This is a genomic window from Stenotrophomonas sp. SAU14A_NAIMI4_5, from assembly GCF_003086795.1.
In the GTDB taxonomy this organism is placed as follows: Bacteria; Pseudomonadota; Gammaproteobacteria; order Xanthomonadales; family Xanthomonadaceae; genus Stenotrophomonas.
In genome coordinates, this window is sequence record NZ_CP026003.1 from 1,153,304 (window position 1) to 1,167,291 (window position 13,988).

15 protein-coding genes are annotated in these 13,988 nt (G+C 68.1%); 10 read left to right on the forward strand and 5 right to left on the reverse strand.

Annotated features, from left to right (window positions below; all coding sequences use genetic code 11):
* Positions 1-36 precede the first annotated feature (36 nt).
* Positions 37-210 (forward strand): hypothetical protein, encoded by a 174-nt coding sequence (locus C1925_RS20905; RefSeq protein ID WP_159097488.1) that lies wholly within the window; start codon positions 37-39, stop codon positions 208-210.
* Here the strand turns inward: C1925_RS20905 and C1925_RS05495 are convergent.
* The gene (locus C1925_RS05495) at positions 207-611 is read right to left on the reverse strand and encodes a GFA family protein (protein WP_108768007.1); all 405 of its coding nucleotides are present in this window, start codon (positions 609-611) and stop codon (positions 207-209) included. The genes C1925_RS20905 and C1925_RS05495 overlap by 4 nt on opposite strands.
* Before the next feature lie 172 nt (positions 612-783).
* On the opposite strand from C1925_RS05495, the gene C1925_RS05500 reads away from it, so the two are divergent.
* Both C1925_RS05500 and C1925_RS05505 read left to right on the forward strand, forming a co-directional pair.
* Positions 784-1,761, forward strand: coding sequence for a DUF4105 domain-containing protein (locus C1925_RS05500; RefSeq protein WP_108768008.1), 978 nt, complete (start codon positions 784-786; stop codon positions 1,759-1,761).
* A complete protein-coding gene (locus C1925_RS05505) occupies positions 1,758-3,776 on the forward strand; it encodes a hypothetical protein (protein WP_108768009.1) in 2,019 nt (672 codons plus the stop codon). Before C1925_RS05500 ends, C1925_RS05505 begins: the two co-directional genes overlap by 4 nt.
* Positions 3,777-3,868: 92 nt before the next feature.
* Here the strand turns inward: C1925_RS05505 and C1925_RS05510 are convergent, their stop codons facing one another.
* Positions 3,869-5,290, reverse strand: a complete 1,422-nt coding sequence (locus C1925_RS05510; RefSeq protein ID WP_108768010.1) for an MFS transporter — start codon at positions 5,288-5,290, stop codon at positions 3,869-3,871.
* A gap of 29 nt (positions 5,291-5,319) precedes the next feature.
* On the opposite strand from C1925_RS05510, the gene soxR reads away from it, so the two are divergent.
* On the forward strand, positions 5,320-5,754 hold the full coding sequence (gene soxR, locus C1925_RS05515; protein ID WP_108768011.1) for a redox-sensitive transcriptional activator SoxR: 435 nt from the start codon (positions 5,320-5,322) through the stop codon (positions 5,752-5,754).
* 46 nt (positions 5,755-5,800) lie between these two features.
* On the opposite strand, the gene C1925_RS05520 is transcribed toward soxR, so the two are convergent.
* Positions 5,801-6,403 (reverse strand): short chain dehydrogenase, encoded by a 603-nt coding sequence (locus tag C1925_RS05520; protein WP_108768012.1) that lies wholly within the window; start codon positions 6,401-6,403, stop codon positions 5,801-5,803.
* A 96-nt stretch (positions 6,404-6,499) separates the two neighbouring features.
* On the opposite strand from C1925_RS05520, the gene C1925_RS05525 reads away from it, so the two are divergent.
* Positions 6,500-7,372, forward strand: a complete 873-nt coding sequence (locus C1925_RS05525; protein WP_108768013.1) for a LysR family transcriptional regulator — start codon at positions 6,500-6,502, stop codon at positions 7,370-7,372.
* A 588-nt stretch (positions 7,373-7,960) separates the two neighbouring features.
* Here C1925_RS05525 and proC read toward each other — a convergent pair.
* Entirely contained in the window at positions 7,961-8,782 is an 822-nt protein-coding gene (proC, locus tag C1925_RS05530; RefSeq protein ID WP_108768014.1) for a pyrroline-5-carboxylate reductase, read from the reverse strand.
* 15 nt (positions 8,783-8,797) lie between these two features.
* The gene (locus C1925_RS05535) at positions 8,798-9,475 is read right to left on the reverse strand and encodes a YggS family pyridoxal phosphate-dependent enzyme (RefSeq protein WP_108768015.1); all 678 of its coding nucleotides are present in this window, start codon (positions 9,473-9,475) and stop codon (positions 8,798-8,800) included.
* A gap of 87 nt (positions 9,476-9,562) precedes the next feature.
* On the opposite strand from C1925_RS05535, the gene C1925_RS05540 reads away from it, so the two are divergent.
* The 5 genes from C1925_RS05540 (at position 9,563) to C1925_RS05560 (ending at position 13,948) form a co-directional block, all read left to right on the forward strand.
* A complete protein-coding gene (locus C1925_RS05540; RefSeq protein ID WP_004147099.1) occupies positions 9,563-10,600 on the forward strand; it encodes a type IV pilus twitching motility protein PilT in 1,038 nt (345 codons plus the stop codon).
* 96 nt (positions 10,601-10,696) lie between these two features.
* Positions 10,697-11,848: a PilT/PilU family type 4a pilus ATPase gene (locus C1925_RS05545; protein ID WP_108768016.1), complete on the forward strand. Its 1,152-nt coding sequence runs from the start codon at positions 10,697-10,699 to the stop codon at positions 11,846-11,848.
* Positions 11,849-11,893: 45 nt separating this feature from the next.
* Positions 11,894-12,601: a hypothetical protein gene (locus tag C1925_RS05550; protein WP_159097489.1), complete on the forward strand. Its 708-nt coding sequence runs from the start codon at positions 11,894-11,896 to the stop codon at positions 12,599-12,601.
* Between the two features lie 109 nt (positions 12,602-12,710).
* Positions 12,711-13,292 carry an RDD family protein gene (locus C1925_RS05555; protein WP_159097490.1) on the forward strand — a complete coding sequence of 194 codons (582 nt, stop codon included), beginning with the start codon at positions 12,711-12,713 and terminating at the stop codon, positions 13,290-13,292.
* A 77-nt stretch (positions 13,293-13,369) separates the two neighbouring features.
* Positions 13,370-13,948, forward strand: coding sequence for a hypothetical protein (locus C1925_RS05560; protein ID WP_108768019.1), 579 nt, complete (start codon positions 13,370-13,372; stop codon positions 13,946-13,948).
* Positions 13,949-13,988: the final 40 nt, after the last annotated feature.

Here is a 13,988-nt window from a genome sequence, read left to right on the forward strand (position 1 = left end):
AGAGTCGGTCATCCCCGTCCCCCACGGAGACCTGCCATGTGGCTGCTTGATCATCTCTGGCCCAGCCGCCGTCCGTTGCCGCCGCCGATGGCCCTCGAGCCGCCGTTGCCACCGCGCAGGCCGTGGCTGAAGCGCCCCGCACGAGCCGGGCGCAGCGGCATGGCACCGTGGCAGAAGGTCGCCCCGGCCACGCGCCGCGCGCGCCACTAGGCCGTGCGGTCGGCGGGGTGGTTGACCCCGTCATTGACCGGGATGATGCCCAGCGCGAAGGGATCGATGCCTTCCAGGCAGGCGACGTTGTAGCCGTACTGGTCCGGGTTGGAGCGGCGCCGATGATGGGTGTAGATGCCGCAGACACCGCAGAAGTAATGCTCCGCCACGTGGGTGTTGAACTGGTACAGGCGCAGCTGTTCCTGGCCGCGCACCACCTGCAGCCCCTCGCGGGCGACGCTGGCGGCGATGGCGCCGCGGCGCCGGCACATCGAACAGTCGCAGCGGCGCGGGTCGACGATGCCGTCGGGCAGGTCCAGCAGCAGCTCCACTGCGCCGCAATGGCAGGTGGCGCGGTGCCGGGGCTGCACGGCCACGCCGGCTACGGAGGTGATTCCCATCGCTGTTCCCTGCTGTGGTGACCCGGCCAGTATGCGCTGACAGGCTGGCCCGCGCCCGTTGCTGAATGGGTCGGTGATGCCAGCGTCAGCCGGCTTGTGGCTAACTATGCCGCCCCCCGTACGCGACAGGATGCCCGTGAGAGCCGCAGGACGTTGGATGACAGGATGTGCCATGGCGCTGCTCGCGCTGTGGGTGGCCGGTTTGTTCGCCTACCAGCTGCCCGGGCCGGGCTGGCTGTCGGCGGGCGTGGCCGCGCTGTGGCTGCTGGCCGCGCTGTGGACGGCGTTGACGGTGGCGCGCGGGAAACGCACGAAGCGCTGGTCCGGCTTCTACGTGGCGTCGGTGGCGCTGGCGGGCCTGTGGTGGCTGCTGCTGACCCCGCGCCAGGACCGCGACTGGGCTGACGACGTGGCCCAGCGCCTGCACGTTGAATCTTTCGATGGCCGCCACGTGGTGCTGGACAACGTGCGTGACTTCACCTGGCGCACGGAATCCGACTACGACGCGCGCTGGGTGCGCCGCGAATACGACCTGGACCAGCTGCGCTCGGCCGATCTGGTGCTGTCGTACTGGATGGGCCCGGCCATCGCCCACACCCTGGTCTCGTTCGGTTTCGACGATGGCCGCCACCTGGTGTTCTCGCTGGAAATCCGCAAGGAGCAGGGCGAATCGTTCTCGGCGCTGGGTGGCTTCTTCCGTCGCTTCGAGATGACCCTGGTCGCCTCGGAAGAGACCGATATCCTGCGCACGCGCACCAATGCCCGTGGCGAGGACGTCTACCTGTACCGCCTGCATGGGCTGGACCGCGGCCAGCTGAAGGCGCTGTTCGCCGCCTACCTCGATGAGGCGAAGCAGCTGGACGCCGCGCCGGCGTTCTACAACACCGCCACCAGCAACTGCACCACGATCGTCTTCGACCTGGCCCGGCATATCGCCCCCGGCCTGCCGCTGGACTATCGCCTGCTGCTGTCCGGCTACCTGGCTGAGTACGCACAGGAGGTCGGTGCGCTGGTGCCCGGCGTGCCGTATGCCGAGCTGCACGCCAAGGGCCGCATCACCGAGCGCGCGCTGCACATGGCAGCGGGCGAGAACTATTCCACCGTGATCCGCCGCGGCATTCCCGGCACCGAGCAGGACCCGCAGCAATGACCCTCGATTTCCCGATCCGCTGGCAGCGCGTGCTGCCGGCGCTGCTGGCTGCGTTCGTCCTGCTGGGTGGCAGCGGCTGCGCCATGGTTACCGTCAAGCAGGTGGCATCCAGCGATTCGCTGGTGAACAAGCGCGCCGACGTGCTCAACACCGGCAAGCTCAGCCCGGCCTCGCGCGAGACGCTCAGTGCCGCCGGCCTGGACGAATCGCAGTGCGAGAAGGACTTCCTGGTCTGCCGCAGCACGCTGCTGATGACCGATGACCTGAATGTCGAGCAGCGGCTGTCGACCCTGTCCGAACTATGGGTGAAGGCCGCGCTGGCGCTGACCCCGAAGAAGCACGCCGCCGGCGAGCCGCCGATGAGCGATGCCGCACTCGATGCCTGGCTGGAGGCCGCGCGGTACGGCTATGCCTACCTGTTCTTCAGCGGTCGCTCGCCCTCGGACCGTGCGTTCGAGGACCGGCAGACGCAGGTGCGCGATTACTACAACTACGCGGCGGAAAAGGCCGCCGTGGTGCTGTTCGCGCGTGCACGGGCGGCGGCGCTGGCCGGCGAGGATTACACCCGGCCGATGTCTGCCGGCAGCTGGACGCTGGCGGCCAACTACCAGCAGCTGGCACTGAAAAGCATTCCTTCGCAGCTGGTGCCGGCCGGTTCGGTCAGCTTCGTCGGCCTGCGCAGCACCTACCGTCGCGATGGTTTCGGTGCCGAACTGGTGATGGTGATGGACCCGCCGAAACTGGTGGTGCCGGTGGTGGCCGCCGACGGCCCCAAGGCCGAGACCACGCAGGGCGATGATGACTCGCGCGGCCGCCGCCATCGGCATGACGACAGCGTGCCCGAGTTCAGCGAGATGTCCTCGGTCAACGTCACCGCGCTGCTGCGCTTCGAGGGCGAGAGTCTGGACGATGTGATGCGCACGCGCCGGGTCGAGCTCGATGCGTATTCGCCGGAAGCGACCGAGCGCATCACTCTGCATGGCGAACAGGTGCCGCTGGCCGGCAACTTCACCGCGGCCTACGGCCTGTGGCTGGCACAGAGCGGCTTCGCCACGCAGTCGCTGCGCACGCTGTTTGGCCTGAGCGAGGGCATCGGCGAGCCGCACATCTACCTGATGCAGCCCTGGGACCCGAACCGCCGCATCATCTTCATGCTGCACGGCCTGGCCAGCAGCCCGGAGGCCTGGGTGAACCTGGCCAACGAGATCATGGGCGACCCCGAGCTCCGCCGGCAGTTCCAGGTGTGGCAGGTCTATTACCCGACCAATGCGCCCATCGCGCTGAACCGCTACGAGATCGCAAACGCCTTCAATGACACGTTGCAGCACTTCGACCCCAGCGGGAACACGCGCGCGTCGAAGGACATGGTCTACATCGGCCACAGCATGGGTGGCGTGCTGGCGCGGCTGCTGGTCAGCGATTCCGGTGATGTGCTGTGGAACGACCTGCTGGCCAACTACGACCTGAAGGGCGAGCGCCTGAAGCGCGTGCAGGGCAAGCTGGGGCCGCTGCTGCACTTCAAGGCGCAGCCGAACGTGGAGCGCGCGATCTTCATCGCCGCTCCGCACCAGGGCACCGACATCGCCGGCAACAAGGTCGGCCGCCTGATCGGCCGGCTGGTGCGCCTGCCGCTGACCATCCTGGGCAAGTTCGAGGATGTGTTCCTGGCGCTGGCGCAGGCCGAGCAGCAGGTCGATGGTACCGCCAAGCCGAAGATCCCCAACAGCATCGACAACCTCAAGGCCAGCGATCCGTTCGTGAAGGCCGCCGCGCAGCTGCCGATCGAGCCGGGGCTGAAGTACCACTCGATCATCGCCCAGCGCAAACCGGAACTGCCGCTGGAGAAATCCGACGATGGCCTGGTGCCGTACTGGAGCGCGCACCTGCCGGGCGCGCAGTCGGAGAAAGTGATCATCTCCGGGCACAGCGTGCAGGAAAGCCCGCAGGCGGTGCTGGAAGTGCGGCGCATCCTGCACCGTGACATCGATGAGGTGGCGACCGGTAACCGGCCGTGACATGCGGGGGTCGGAGCCGTTTTCTGCGAAAACGGATCCGACCCCGGGGTCAGATCCCTTCCGCAGAAAAGGGCTCTGACCCCAAACAGCGACTACACCCGCCGCGCCACCACCGCGCCCAGCACCGCCAGCCCCACCGTGATCGCCAGGCACAGCACGTAACCGGTGTGCGGCGCCTGCTCGACGAACAGCGCGAACAACGCACCCGACAACGCCAGCGCGGTAGCCACGCACAGCGCCTCGCTCAACTGCAGGGCCGAACTGTTGCGGCCCTGTTCCTGCGGCGCGGACAGCGACAGCGTCAGCACCGACAGGCTGGCGTAGATCATGCCCATGCCGAAACCGGTGATGGTCCAGACGAGCAGCGCGACAGGCAGTGGCACCGCGTTGAACAGCACCGCCAGGGTGGCGGTGATGCCGATGGTCATCAGCACCGTGCCCACGCGCAGCAGCTGCTGCCGCGACCAGCCGCGCTGCTGGTGGCCCTGGAGCCACGAGCCACTGAACCAGCCCAGTGCGCCCAGGCTCAGCACGGCGCCCGCCCAGCTCGGCGACAGGCCGCGCTCGCGTTGCAGCAGCAGCGGCAGGTAAGCCTCGCAGGCGAAGAACGCCGCGGCGGCGACACCACGCAACGCAATCACGCTGGGCAGGCCCCGGCGCAGGCGCAGCGTGCCCGGCGGCAACAGGCGGTGCCCGCACAGCAGCAGACTGACCACGGCCACGCCCATGCAGGCCAGCGCCGGCACGCCCTGCTGCTGGCCACCGAAATAGAGCAGCAGCGCGGCCAGCGATGCACCGATGGCCCAGCGCACGACATCGCCGCTGCTGTCCTCGTCGCGGGCTTCAACGGGTGCCTGCCGCGCCAGCGCCGGGCGCAGCATCAACGCCGCCGGAATCGCCAGCAGTGGCACGATCAGGAACACCCAGCGCCAGCCCAGGTGCTGCACGATCAGGCCGCTCAGCGCCGGCCCCACCATCGACGGCACCACCCAGCCGGCTGAAAACGCAGCGAAGACCTTCGGCCGCAGCGCCTCGGGATAGTTGCGGCCGACCATCACGTACAGCGCCACCGAGATCGCGCCGCTGCCCAGGCCCTGCAGCAGGCGCCCTGCGACCAGCGTGCCCATGCGCGTGGCCAGGCCGGCCAGCAGCAGGCCCAGCACGAAGCACGCAAGGCCCCACCACAGCGGTCGCGCCGGGCCGCTGCGGTCGGTCCAGCGCCCGGCCACGGTCATGCCGACCACGCTGGTGGCGAGGGTGCCGCCGAAGGCCAGCGCGTACAGGCGCAGGCCATCCAGTGCCTCGGCCACGGTGGGCATCGCCGCGGCCACGGCCAGTGCTTCGAAGGCGAGCAGGGCGACCAGCACGACCATGCCGATGGTGGTGCTGCGGTGGGCGGGCGAAAGGATGGAATCGGGTGCGGACGTGGCCGTCGCTGGTGCTGCGGTGGGGGTGTTCATGCGGGGGAAGATGCTCGGGCCGCGCTTGTCATCCGGCGGCGAAGGACGCAGCATGACACCTGAACCATGGTTGAGGTCAAGCAATGCAGGAAGCGGAACTGAGCGTGGGCGACGTGGCCCGTCGCAGCGGCGTCGCGGTGTCGGCGCTGCACTTCTACGAGCGCAAGGGCCTGATCAGCAGCCTGCGCACGGCGGGCAACCAGCGCCGCTATGCGCGCGACGTGCTGCGCCGCCTGGCGGTGATCCGCGTTGCGCAGCGCGTGGGCATGCCACTGGAAGCGGTGGCCCGCGCATTCGAGACCCTGCCGCAGGGCCGCGCGCCGACCAAGGCCGACTGGGCGCGGCTGTCCGCGCGCTGGCAGCAGGAACTGGAAGAGCGCATCCACATGCTGCAGCTGCTGCGCGATGAACTGACCGGCTGCATCGGCTGCGGCTGCCTGTCACTGAGGCGCTGCCGCCTGGCCAACCCCGACGACGTGCTCGGCGAACGCGGCGACGGCCCCATGCGCTGGGGCTGAGTCGCGCCCGGTAGCGCCGGGCCATGCCCGGCGGCGGTTGCAGCAATTACCAGACGGTGAGGGTCTCGCCGCTCTGGATGCCTTCCACGGCGCGCTGGAAGGCCAGTGCCGCACGCTGCGCGGGTACGGCTTCGAAGCCGGGGAAGTAGGGGCCGTAGGACGCCAGTGATTCGGCCAGCACGTTCGGGCTGACCGCGTTGATGCGCAGGCCGCGCGGCAGCAGTTCCAGCGCGGCGGCGCGCACGAAGCCCTCCAGCGCCTGGTTCACCGCGGTGGCGTTGACGCCGTCGCGGATCGGCTGCGCGCTGATGATGCCGGTGGTGAGGGTGATCGAGCCGCCCGGGGTCAGGTGATGTTGCGCCGCCAGCGCCAGCCGCACCTGGCCGAGCAGCTTGTCCTGCAGGCCGCTGTTGAACTGCGCGGCGGTCATCGTCTGCAGCGGGCCGAAATGCACGTTGCCGGTGGTCGAGATCACCGCATCGACCGGGCCGGTCTGCGCGAACAGGGCCGAGACACTTTCATCGTCGGCCAGATCCACGCGCAGCGCGCCGCTGCGGCGGCCGGCGGCAAGAATCTCGTGATGCTGGCCAAGGTGGCGGGCGACCGCCTGGCCGAGAGTGCCGCTGGCACCGACAAGCAGGATCTTCATCGTGGCGTCCTCATGGGGAAGGGCTCCAGTCTGCGCCGCCGGATATGGGTTTGGTAAGCGGCGTATGATTCGTATATTCCTAACCAAGAGTTAGCAATGGATACCTTGCGCTGCATGCAGGCGTTCGTGGCCGTGGCCGAGCACGGCAGCTTCGCGGCGGCCGCCGTGCAGCTGCAGGTGTCGGCGGTGATGGTCGGCAAATACATCCAGCAGCTGGAGGCGCACCTGGGCACCGCGCTGCTGCAGCGGAACACCCGCCACCAGCGGCTGACCGAAGCGGGCGCGGCCTACTTGGCCGGATGCCGGCAGGTGCTGGAACAGGTGCAGCAGGCCGAGGCCGATGTCGCCGGACTGCAGCGGCAGCCGCAGGGCCTGCTGCGTATCAGTGCGCCCACCACCTGGGGCAGCTGCGTGTTGGCACCGTTGTTGTCGGGCCTGCTGCGCGCGCAGCCGCTGTTGAACATTGAACTGGATCTCAGCAACCGCCGGGTGGACCTGATCGAAGATGGCTTCGATGCGGCGATCCGGGTCGGGCCGCTGCCCTCGCAGGAACTGGTGGCGCGCCCGCTGCCGCCGTATGCAATGAGCCTGTGCGCATCGCCGGCCTACCTGCGGCGGCGAGGCACGCCACGCATGCCGGCCGACCTGGCCGGGCATGACTGCCTCAGCCATCTGGCCTGGCGCGGTGGTCATGGCTGGCAGCTGGCCAATGGCGAACAGGTCGATTGGGATGCACGGTTGACCAGCAACGATGGCTACGCGCTGCGTGAAGCGGCGGTGGCCGGTGCCGGATTGATCCTGCAGCCGACGGCGCTGCTGGCGGCGGATATCGCGGCCGGGCGCCTGAAGCCGCTGCTGCGCGGGTATGTGCCCGAGCCGCGGCCGATGCACCTGATCTACCTGCCGGACCGGAGGCCACGCCCGCGGCTGCAGTGTTTCGTGGAGTACGTGCTGCAGCACGTGGGGTAGATCGACGCCATGCATCGATCCAAGCGGTCAGTAGATCGACGCCATGCGTCGATGCCGGCGTGTCGGTGCACTGGGAAGGCTCCATCCACGCACGGCGTGGATCTACTGGTGGTCGGGTCAATCATTCGCCGCCGACAACGCCCGCCCACGCTGCTGCATCGACGCCATGCATCGATCCAAGCGGTCAGTAGATCGACGCCATGCGTCGATGCCGGCGTGTCGGTGCACTGGGAAGGCTCCATCCACGCACGGCGTGGATCTACTGGTGTTCGGGTCAATCATTCGCCGCCGATAACGCCCGCCCACGCTGCTGCATCGACGCCATGCATCGATCCAAGCGGTCAGTAGATCGACGCCATGCGTCGATGCCGGCGTGTCGGTGCACTGGGAAGGCTCCATCCACGCACGGCGTGGATCTACTGGTGTTCGGGTCAATCATTCGCCGCCGACAACGCCCGCCCACGCTGCTGCATCGACGCCATGCATCGATCCAAGCGGTCAGTAGATCGACGCCATGCGTCGATGCCGGCGTGTCGGTGCACTGGGAAGGCTCCATCCACGCACGGCGTGGATCTACTGGTGGTCGGGTCAATCATTCGCCGCCGACAACGCCCGCCCACGCTGCTGCGCCGCCTGCAGCGCCTTGGCCACCAGCGCCTCGAAACCATCGGCCTGGAAGCTCTCGATCGCCGCCTGGGTGGTGCCGTTGGGCGAGGTCACCCGGCGCCGCAGTTCGGCCGGGCTCTCACCGGCTTCGTCCAGCATCCGCGATGCGCCCAGCAGGGTCTGCACCACCAGCGCACGGGCGGCGTCGGCCGGCAGGCCCTGGGCAATGCCGGCCGCCTCCATCGCTTCGGCCAGCAGGAATACATACGCCGGGCCGCTGCCGGACACGGCGGTGACCGAATCCATCAGCGCTTCATCATCAATCCACACCGTGCGCCCGGCGCTGGCCAGCACGCGATCAGCCTGCGCCTGCTGCTGCGCATCCACCGCCGCCGTGGCATACAGGCCGGTCACGCCGGCGCCGAGCAGGGCAGGGGTGTTGGGCATCGCGCGCACCACCGGCAGCGCACCGCCCAGCCAGCGCTGCAGCTGCGCGCTGGTGATGCCCGCGGCAATCGACACCACCAGCGGTGCCCGCGCCTGGGCCAGCGCCTGCAGCGACTGGCAGACCTCGCGCAGCACCTGCGGCTTCACCGCCAGCAGCCAGGTCTGGCCCTGCGCGGCGGCCTCGGCGGCGTTGTCATGGATCTGCACGCCGAAATCGGCGGCCAGTGCCTCGCGCAGGGCCGCCACCGGCTCGGCCACGTGGATCTGCGCCGCCGGCACGCCCTGGCGGACCAGCCCGGCAATCAGGCTGCGGGCCATGTTGCCGCCGCCGATGAAGGTGATCGATTCAACTGTCATGCGGAATTCCTTGGTTCAGGCCGGGCGCGGGCGCGCACCGAACAGGGCGGTGCCGATGCGCACCAGGGTGGCACCTTCGGCGATGGCCTCGGCGTAGTCGCTGCTCATGCCCATCGACAGGGTGTCCACCTGCGGATGGCGCGCGGCCAGCGAGTCAAAAAGTGTGCGCATGCGCACGAAGGCGTCGCGACGGCGCTCGGCTTCCGGCCACGGCGCGGGAATGGCCATCAGCCCGCGCAGGCACAGCGTGGGCTCGGCGCCGATGGCCTCGGCCAGCGCGTCCACGTCCTGCGGCCCACAGCCGTGCTTGCTGGATTCATCGTCGATGTTGACCTGGATGAGCACGTTCAGCGGCGAGCGCCCGGCCGGGCGATGGCGGGCCAGGGCCGCTACCAGCTTGGGCCGGTCCACGCTCTGCACCCAGTCGAAGTGGCTGGCCACGGCCTCGGCCTTGTTCGACTGCAGATGGCCGATCAGGTGCCATTCCAGCCCCAGCGCCTGCAGCGCCTGCATCTTGGCCAGGGCTTCCTGCACGTAGTTCTCGCCGAAGGCGCGCTGGCCCTGCGCGGCCAGGGCGGCCACGGCCTCGGCCGGCTGGGTCTTGGAAACCGCCAGCAGGCGCGGCGGTGGCCGCCCGGCGGCCTCGGCGGCGTTGTGCAGGTTGCTCAGGATCTCGGGCAGGGCAGTGGCCACGTAACGCGTTCCAGTGTGACAGGAGGCTATACTGCCGCCAGGGGAAAGATCCTTCCAGTCGAAGCCGTTATTGGGGAGTAGCCGCTCATGGATATCGCCGAGCTGTTGGCGTTTTCCGTAAAGAACAAAGCGTCCGACCTGCACCTGTCTGCAGGCCTGCCGCCGATGATCCGCGTGGACGGCGATGTTCGCCGGATCAACATCCCGGCCCTGGACCACAAGCAGGTCCATGCGCTGGTGTACGACATCATGTCCGACAAGCAGCGGCGCGATTACGAGGAATTCCTCGAAGTCGACTTCTCCTTCGAGATTCCGTCGCTGGCGCGCTTCCGTGTCAACGCCTTCAACCAGAACCGCGGCGCCGGTGCGGTGTTCCGTACCATTCCGTCCGAGGTGCTCACCCTTGAGGACCTGGCCTGCCCGCCGCTGTTCCGCGAGGTGATCCAGCAGCCGCAGGGCCTGATCCTGGTGACCGGCCCGACCGGTTCGGGCAAGTCGACCACGCTGGCGGCGATGATCGACTACATCAACAAGAACGAATACGGCCACATCCTCACCGTCGAGGATCCGATCGAATTCGTGCACACCTCGCAGAAGTGCCTGATCAACCAGCGCGAAGTGCACCGCGATACGCACGGCTTCAACGAAGCACTGCGCTCGGCACTGCGTGAGGATCCGGACATCATCCTGGTGGGCGAACTCCGCGACCTGGAAACCATCCGCCTGGCGCTGACCGCCGCGGAAACCGGCCACCTGGTGTTCGGCACCCTGCACACCAGCTCGGCGGCCAAGACCATCGACCGCATCATCGACGTGTTCCCGGCCGGCGAAAAGCCGATGGTGCGCTCGATGCTGTCCGAATCGCTGCGCGCGGTCATCTCGCAGGCGCTGCTGAAGAAGGTCGGCGGCGGCCGTACCGCAGCGTGGGAAATCATGGTCGGCACCCCGGCCATCCGCAACCTGATCCGCGAAGACAAGGTCGCGCAGATGTACTCGGCCATCCAGACCGGCCAGCAGTACGGAATGATGACCCTGGACCAGCACCTGCAGGACCTGGTCAAGCGCAGCCTGATCACCCGCAACCAGGCCCGCGAGTACGCCAAGGACAAGCGTCTGTTCGAGTAAGGCGAGGCAACGGTGGGGCGGTGCGCATGCATGCCGCCGTCCCGCGATGTCCTGTCCACCGACCGATCTCTGGCAAACGCCCATTCGGAGCCCGCCATGAACAGCACCGCCAGTACCGCCAGCACCATCGATTTCACCTCGTTCCTCAAGCTGATGGCGCACCAGCGCGCCTCGGATCTGTTCATCACCGCGGGCATGCCGCCGGCGATCAAGGTCAACGGCAAGATCTCGCCGATCACGCAGACGCCGCTGACCCCGCAGCAGAGCCGCGACCTGGTCCTCAACGTGATGACCCCGGCACAGCGCGAGGAATTCGAGAAGACCCACGAGTGCAACTTCGCCATCGGCCTGGCCGGTGTCGGTCGTTTCCGCGTGAGCTGCTTCTACCAGCGCAACCAGGTCGGCATGGTGCTGCGTCGTATCGAGACGCGCATCCCGACCGTGGAAGAACTGAGCCTGCCGCCGATCATCAAGACGCTGGCGATGACCAAGCGCGGCATCATCCTCTTCGTCGGTGCCACCGGTACCGGCAAGTCGACCTCGCTGGCGGCGATGATCGGTTACCGCAACCAGAACTCGACCGGCCACATCATCACCATCGAAGACCCGATCGAGTTCGTGCACAAGCACGAGGGCTGCATCATCACCCAGCGCGAAGTCGGCATCGATACCGACAGCTGGGAAGCGGCCCTGAAGAACACCCTGCGCCAGGCGCCGGACGTGATCATGATCGGCGAGGTGCGCACCCGCGAGGGCATGGACCACGCCATCGCCTTCGCCGAAACCGGCCACCTGGTGCTGTGCACCCTGCATGCCAACAACGCCAACCAGGCGATGGACCGCATCATCAACTTCTTCCCGGAAGACCGCCGCAACCAGCTGCTGATGGATCTGTCGCTGAACCTCAAGGGCGTGGTCGCGCAGCAGCTCGTTCCTTCGCCCGATGGCCGTTCGCGCAAGGTCGCGATGGAGATCCTGCTGGGCACGCCGCTGGTGCAGGACTACATCCGCGACGGCGAGATCCACAAGCTCAAGGAGCTGATGAAGGAATCGGTCGAGTTGGGCATGAAGACCTTCGACCAGAGCCTGTTCGAGCTGTACCAGGCCGGCGAGATCAGCTACGAGGACGCGCTGCGTTACGCCGATTCGCAGAACGAAGTGCGCCTGCGCATCAAGCTCAGCCAGGGCGGCGATGCGCGCACCCTGTCGCAGGGCCTGGATGGCGTGGAGATTTCCGAAGTTCGTTGATCGCTGCGGGCGCCATCGGGCGCCCGTCACGCCAGGGAGGGCGACATGCGTACGATGGTAGTGATGATCCTGATGGCGGCCGTGCTGCTGCAGCCGGCCTGCAGCCGGGCGCCGTCGCCGGCCGCAGCGCCTGCGGTTGCGGTTGCGGCCCAGGGCTGCGCGGATCCGCAGGCACAGCAGTGGTATGTGCCCTCGGCCGAGGCGCTGCTGCCGCCCCCGGGGGAACTGCTGCCTTTCCCCGGTTTCCATGCTTTGAGCACGACCAGCTACGTGCGCCAGCTGCGCTGGGTCGAGGGGCTGCCCGAGCCCTCGTTCCGCTGCGGACTCCCGCCTGTGCAGGCCTACCGTTTTGCCTGGATTCCCTCGTTCTTCTCCGGCATCACCGTACGCGCGCAGCGCAATGCGGCGGGCCAGGCGTGGATCATTGCCCGTGCTGGCCCGGGATTGGAGCCGCACCTGCAGCCACCGCCTCCACCGGGTGTCGAGGACCCGGACGCCATACGCTGGTCGTGTCCGCCGCCGCGTGCGTTGAGCGAGCGCGAATGGGCATCCGTCGTTGCCGCGTTCGCTGCGATGCAGGGCGAGGACGAGCGGTTCGGTCTGGATGGTTCGACGTGGGCGTTCGAGTCGCTGCGCGACGGCGAGCAGCGTCTGATCACCCGTTGGGAGCCCCGTGATCCGACCTTCCGCAATGCCGGGCGACTGATGATGGCGCTGGCCGGATGCACCGACGCCCTGCAGGCGATGGGGTGAGCTGAGCAGCACTGGCGCCGCTCCTGCGCCTCTGCGATAGTCGCGCCGTCACCGCGTTCGCGGGACAGGGGGAGCCGGCACCATGCCGGCGCGACACACAGGGTTGCACATGGAATTGCACGATCCGTACCGGGCGCCGTCGACGACGGCGCCTCCGCCGCTGCCTGCTGCCCAGGGGCCGGTGGACATGACCGCCATCACCTTCAGCAGCGAGGGCCGTCAGCTCACTGCGGCCACCATCGCCGCGGGTTATTCCTCGTCGCTGGTGGTACGCCGCTGGCTCGCCACGATCATCGATTCCATGGTGTTTGCGCTGGTCTTCTTCGTTCCGGGTGTCCTGCTGCGCGAGACACTGGCACAGACGGTGATGCCGTTTCTGCTGCTGCTGCTCGTCGCCTATTACCCGGTCATGGAAACCCAGCTGGGCGGGTCGCTGGGCAAGCTGGCCACCGGTACCCGGGTGGTGAACCTGCAGGGCGGCTGGCCCTCGTGGTGGCAGTCCATCATCCGCACGCTGATGCGCCTGATCGAGGTCAATCCGATGCTGATCGGTGGCATTCCCGCCGGCATCGCCGCACTGGTGTCCAGGCACCACCAGCGCCTGGGCGACATGATGGCCCGCACCTACGTGCTGCATCGCGAGGACATCGACCGCGTGCGCCGGTCATCGCGCGGCATCGCCGCTGCGTGACGTTGCAGAACGCAGCGCCCGCCTGAAGGACGCCGGCCGCGCGCCGGCACCACCACACCACGCCAGAAGGTTCGCACATGGACATGCACGACCCCTATCGCGCGCCGGCCGCATCGCCGGCGCCGCCACCGCTGCTGCCTGCGGCAACGCGCAGTTTCGAAGTCTCCACCGCAGCGGCGTACTACTCGCCGTCCACCCTGAAGATCGCCGCGCTGTCGCTGGCGTCGATGGGCCTGTATCCGATGTACTGGTTCTGGCAGAACTGGCGCGCGATCAAGCGCGAGACCGGCGGGACACAGTGGCCGTGGGCGCGCGCGGTGTTCTGCCCGCTCTGGTCGTTCCTGTGCTTCAGTGACCTGCGCGACGTGGCGCAGTCGCGGCGTCGGCAGCTGGCCTTCGCGCCGGCAGTGCTGGGCGTGCTGTTCTTCGTGCTCAACCTCGCCGGTCGCCTGCCCAACGGTGCCGCCCTGATCGCGCTCTTCGGCTTCGTGCCGCTGCTGCCGGTCAACAGCCTGCTGCGGCAGTACCACCATGATGAAAAAGTGGACATGCAGCGCATGGATCGCTTCGGTGTCTGGCACATCCTGTTGACCCTGGCCGGCGGCGCGGTGCTGCTGCTGTCCGTGCTGGGCTACGCGATGGGTAATGTGGATTGATGAAATCCAGTCATGACCGACTGCCATCCAGGTCGTTCAA

Coding starts and splice junctions, on each gene's coding strand:
- C1925_RS20905 (WP_159097488.1), top strand. CDS start 37: ATGTGGCTGCTTGATCATCTCTGGCCCAGCCGCCGTCCGTTGCCGCCG.
- C1925_RS05495 (WP_108768007.1), bottom strand. CDS start 611: ATGGGAATCACCTCCGTAGCCGGCGTGGCCGTGCAGCCCCGGCACCGC.
- C1925_RS05500 (WP_108768008.1), top strand. CDS start 784: ATGGCGCTGCTCGCGCTGTGGGTGGCCGGTTTGTTCGCCTACCAGCTG.
- C1925_RS05505 (WP_108768009.1), top strand. CDS start 1,758: ATGACCCTCGATTTCCCGATCCGCTGGCAGCGCGTGCTGCCGGCGCTG.
- C1925_RS05510 (WP_108768010.1), bottom strand. CDS start 5,290: ATGCTGCGTCCTTCGCCGCCGGATGACAAGCGCGGCCCGAGCATCTTC.
- soxR (WP_108768011.1), top strand. CDS start 5,320: ATGCAGGAAGCGGAACTGAGCGTGGGCGACGTGGCCCGTCGCAGCGGC.
- C1925_RS05520 (WP_108768012.1), bottom strand. CDS start 6,403: ATGAAGATCCTGCTTGTCGGTGCCAGCGGCACTCTCGGCCAGGCGGTC.
- C1925_RS05525 (WP_108768013.1), top strand. CDS start 6,500: ATGGATACCTTGCGCTGCATGCAGGCGTTCGTGGCCGTGGCCGAGCAC.
- proC (WP_108768014.1), bottom strand. CDS start 8,782: ATGACAGTTGAATCGATCACCTTCATCGGCGGCGGCAACATGGCCCGC.
- C1925_RS05540 (WP_004147099.1), top strand. CDS start 9,563: ATGGATATCGCCGAGCTGTTGGCGTTTTCCGTAAAGAACAAAGCGTCC.
- C1925_RS05545 (WP_108768016.1), top strand. CDS start 10,697: ATGAACAGCACCGCCAGTACCGCCAGCACCATCGATTTCACCTCGTTC.
- C1925_RS05550 (WP_159097489.1), top strand. CDS start 11,894: ATGCGTACGATGGTAGTGATGATCCTGATGGCGGCCGTGCTGCTGCAG.
- C1925_RS05555 (WP_159097490.1), top strand. CDS start 12,711: ATGGAATTGCACGATCCGTACCGGGCGCCGTCGACGACGGCGCCTCCG.
- C1925_RS05560 (WP_108768019.1), top strand. CDS start 13,370: ATGGACATGCACGACCCCTATCGCGCGCCGGCCGCATCGCCGGCGCCG.